This window comes from Mesorhizobium sp. M7A.F.Ca.AU.001.01.1.1 (assembly GCF_004022735.1).
In the GTDB taxonomy this organism is placed as follows: Bacteria; Pseudomonadota; Alphaproteobacteria; order Rhizobiales; family Rhizobiaceae; genus Mesorhizobium; species Mesorhizobium ciceri.
On record NZ_RZPF01000662.1, the window covers coordinates 1 to 3656 of the forward strand.

Here is a 3656-nt window from a genome sequence, read left to right on the forward strand (position 1 = left end):
TGTACCACCAGATGGAAGAGGACATGGACGTCAATTGCGGCGTCATCGCCTCGGGTGAAAAGACCATCGCCGGCATGGGCCGCGAGATCTTCGAACTGATCGTCGAAACGGCTTCCGGCCGCAAGACCAAGAGCGAGGACTTCGGCTACGGCGACAACGAGTTCGTGCCCTGGCATCTGGGCGCAACACTTTAGATTTTACTGATATAAAATAGACGGCGCGCCGGTCAGCGGCGGGCAACGGGGAGGTTTTGCATGGAAAAACGCCGTATCGGTCGGACAGCTCTGGAGGTCACCGAAGTCAGTTTCGGCGGCGCCGCACTTGGCGGCCTTTACCGCGCCTGTTCGCGCGAAGCGGCGATGGAGACGCTGCAGGGCGCCTGGGATGCCGACCTGCGCTATTTCGACACCGCACCCTTCTACGGTTTCGGACTGTCGGAGCGCCGCTTCGGCGACTTCCTGCGTTACAAGCCGCGCGATTCCTATGTGCTGTCGACCAAGGTCGGCCGGCTGTTTCGCCCGGTGCCGGACGATCAGGTTCCCGATCACTCCTATGTCGATCCGCTGCCCTTCGCGCTCGACTACGACTATTCCTATGACGGCATTATGCGGTCGGTCGAGTTCAGCTATGCGCGGCTTGGCCTAAACAGGATAGACATCCTGTTTGTCCACGACATCGGCGCCTACACCCATGGTATCGAGAAGACCAAGCTGCATTTTCGCGACCTGATGGATGGCGGCCTCAAGGCACTCGAAGAGCTGAAACGGACTGGCGTCATTTCTGCCTATGGGCTTGGCGTCAACGAGGTGCAGATCTGCCTGGACGTGATGCGCCGGGCGCCGCTCGACTGCATCCTGCTTGCCAGCCGCTATTCCCTGCTCGACCGCAGTGCCGAAGCGGAGTTGCTGCCGCTATGCCGGGCACAGCAGACCTCCTTGGTCATTGGCGGCGTGTTCAACTCCGGCATCCTGGCGACCGGCCCGGTGCAAGGCGCACATTTCGACTACCGCCCCGCCAGCCATGACGTGCTCGACCGCGTCGGCGCAATGGAAAGGATCGCCGCCGAGGGTGGCTATCCGCTCGCCGCCGCAGCGTTCCAATTCCCCTTGCATGAAGCTGCCGTCGCCACCGTACTGACCGGCACCGCCAAGCTGGCAAATCTGACGCGCAACCTCGAGCTGCTCGACATCGACGTACCGGAAACGGAATACGCCAAATATCGTCCCTACACGCTGGTGCAGGAGCTGGTGTGAAACTTCATGTTCCTTCGGCACATGGAGGAATGGATATTCCATATTGACGAATTGGTGGAATTAATATTCCATACGTTCCCAGAACGGAACGGAAGCGTGACGGCGCCAATGGGAGAACAGGGCGGGGGATCTGCCTCTGCCAGACCTCGCAACGACTGGTCAAACACCGCTTGCATCGATCTGTTCGATGCACTATCAAAACAGGGCAACTGTTTTTTATTGATAAAGTTCTGTTTGGGACCGCGCCTATCCGAACGGAGCTTCCGTATCGTTCACCGGGCGACTTAGGGAGGAAACCTCATGAAATTCGTGACCAGCATTCTCAACCGCCGCGCCGTCATGGCGCTGGCAGCAGCTTCAATGCTCGCCGGCGTCATGCATCCGGCGCCGGTTTCGGCGGCGGACGTCACCATTCCGATCATCGTCAAGGACACCACGTCCTTCTACTGGCAGATCGTTCTGGCCGGCGCCCGCAAGGCCGGCAAGGATCTCGGCGTCAACGTGCCGGAACTCGGCGCCCAGGCTGAAACCGACGTCAACGGCCAGGTCTCGATCCTCGAGAACGCCGTTGCCAGCAACCCGGCGGCCATCGTCATTGCGCCGACCGAGTTCAAGGCGCTCGGCAAGCCGATCGATGAAGCCGCTGCCAAGGTCAAGGTCATCGGCATCGACTCCGGTGCCGACTCCAAGGCCTTCACCTCGTTCCTGACCACCGACAACGTCCAGGGCGGCCGCGTCGCTGCCGACGGCCTCGCAGCTGCCATCGGCGCCGCCAACGGCGGCAAGATCGAGGGCGACGTTGCCCTGATCACCAACGCACCTGGCGCCGGCTCGCTCGAACAGCGCAAGCAGGGCTTCACCGAACAGCTGGCCGCCAAATATCCGGGCCTCAAGCTGGTTGCCGACAAATATGCCGACGGCCAGGCCACCACCGGCCTCAACATCGCCACCGACCTGATCACCGCCAACCCGAACCTCAAGGGCATCTTCGCTTCCAACCTGATCATGGCGCAGGGCGTCGGCCAGGCCGTCGCGGAAAACAACCTTGGCGGCAAGCTGGCGCTGGTCGGTTTCGACAGCGACGAGAAGCTGATCAAGTTCCTCAACGACGGCGTCATTTCCGCCCTCGTCGTCCAGGATCCGTACCGGATGGGCTATGACGGCATCAAGACCGCGCTCGCCGCCTCCAAGGGCGAGAAGGTCGAAGCCAATGTCGACACCGGCGCCAATCTGGTGACCAAGGACAACATGAAAGATCCCAAGATCGACGCGCTGCTCAATCCGAAGCTCTGAGCCGTCGCATCCGCAATCGTCTCCGGGGCACCTCGCCCCGGAGACACAAACTGCCGCACGAACGGCTTGGCAATCCGCACGCCTGAGCCAGGCTGTTTTCGAGGCATATCCCTGCCTCGCCGCGTGCCAATCGTGAGGCCAGCCTGGGAAGCCAATCCGGGAGGCCAATCTGGGAGGATTGTCATGATTTCGACGGCGCAGGAACTGCATCCCGCACCCGTTCTGGAACAGGGGCGGACTATCCTCGAATTGCGTGGCCTGGAGAAGCGCTATCCCGGCACCCACGCGCTGAAACCGGTCGATCTCGCCTTCAAGTCCGGTGAGATCCACGCCATCGTCGGCGAAAACGGCGCCGGCAAATCCACGCTCATCAAGCTTCTGACCGGCGTCATGCCGCGCACCTCCGGAGAGATTGTCTGGGAGGGCCAGGCGGCCGCCCTGGCGACGCCGCACGAGGCGATGGCGCTCGGCATCAATGCCGTGCACCAGGAAGTCGTGCTGTGCCGTCACCTGACGGTCGCCGCCAACATGTTCCTCGGCGAGGAGAATTCGCGCTTCGGCATCCTGCAGCAGCGCGCCATGGTCAGGCAGGCGCAGACGATCATCGACGACCTAGGCTTCGACCTGCCGGCGCATGTCACGCTCGGCGACCTGACCATCGGCCAGCAGCAGCTGATAGCCGCCGCCCGCGCCACCGTGCGCGGCACCAAATTCCTGATCTTCGACGAGCCGACCGCCTACCTCACCCGCAAGGAGGCCGACCAGCTCTTCACGCTGATCCGCCGTCTGAAGGGCGAAGGCGTGACGATCATCTACATCAGCCACCGCATGGAGGAAGTGTTCGAACTCGCCGACCGGGTATCCGTGCTGCGCGACGGCACGCTGGTCGGCACCCGCAACATCGCAGAGACCAACGATGCCGAACTGGTCAAGATGATGATCAACCGCTCGATCGAGCAGGTCTATCACAAGGAGCATTTCACGCCGGGCGCCGCCATCATCGAGGCGAAAAACCTGTCCGGCAAGGGCTTCGAAAATGTCTCGATGACGGTCCGCGCCGGCGAGATCGTCGGACTCTATGGGCTGATCGGCGCCGGACGCAGCGAGTTC

Annotated in this window: 3 protein-coding genes and 1 pseudogene; all 4 read left to right on the top strand. The window is 62.1% G+C overall.

From position 1 onward, the window contains the following. Nucleotides 1-194 (top strand): annotated as a pseudogene (locus EN884_RS29300) (UxaA family hydrolase); the annotation flags it as partial. Nucleotides 195-254: 60 nt separating this feature from the next. Continuing rightward, the gene (locus tag EN884_RS29305; RefSeq protein ID WP_063169029.1) at nt 255-1253 is read left to right on the top strand and encodes an aldo/keto reductase; all 999 of its coding nucleotides are present in this window, start codon (nt 255-257) and stop codon (nt 1251-1253) included. 300 nt (nt 1254-1553) lie between these two features. Next, the gene (locus tag EN884_RS29310) at nt 1554-2546 is read left to right on the top strand and encodes an ABC transporter substrate-binding protein (RefSeq protein ID WP_063169030.1); all 993 of its coding nucleotides are present in this window, start codon (nt 1554-1556) and stop codon (nt 2544-2546) included. A 183-nt stretch (nt 2547-2729) separates the two neighbouring features. Further along, a partial coding sequence (locus tag EN884_RS29315; protein ID WP_164895221.1) for a sugar ABC transporter ATP-binding protein occupies nt 2730-3656 on the top strand: 927 nt, incomplete at its 3' end.

Bases quoted from the DNA above. Each gene is read 5' to 3' on its own strand.
- EN884_RS29305 (WP_063169029.1), top strand. From the start codon at position 255: ATGGAAAAACGCCGTATCGGTCGGACAGCTCTGGAGGTCACCGAAGTC.
- EN884_RS29310 (WP_063169030.1), top strand. From the start codon at position 1,554: ATGAAATTCGTGACCAGCATTCTCAACCGCCGCGCCGTCATGGCGCTG.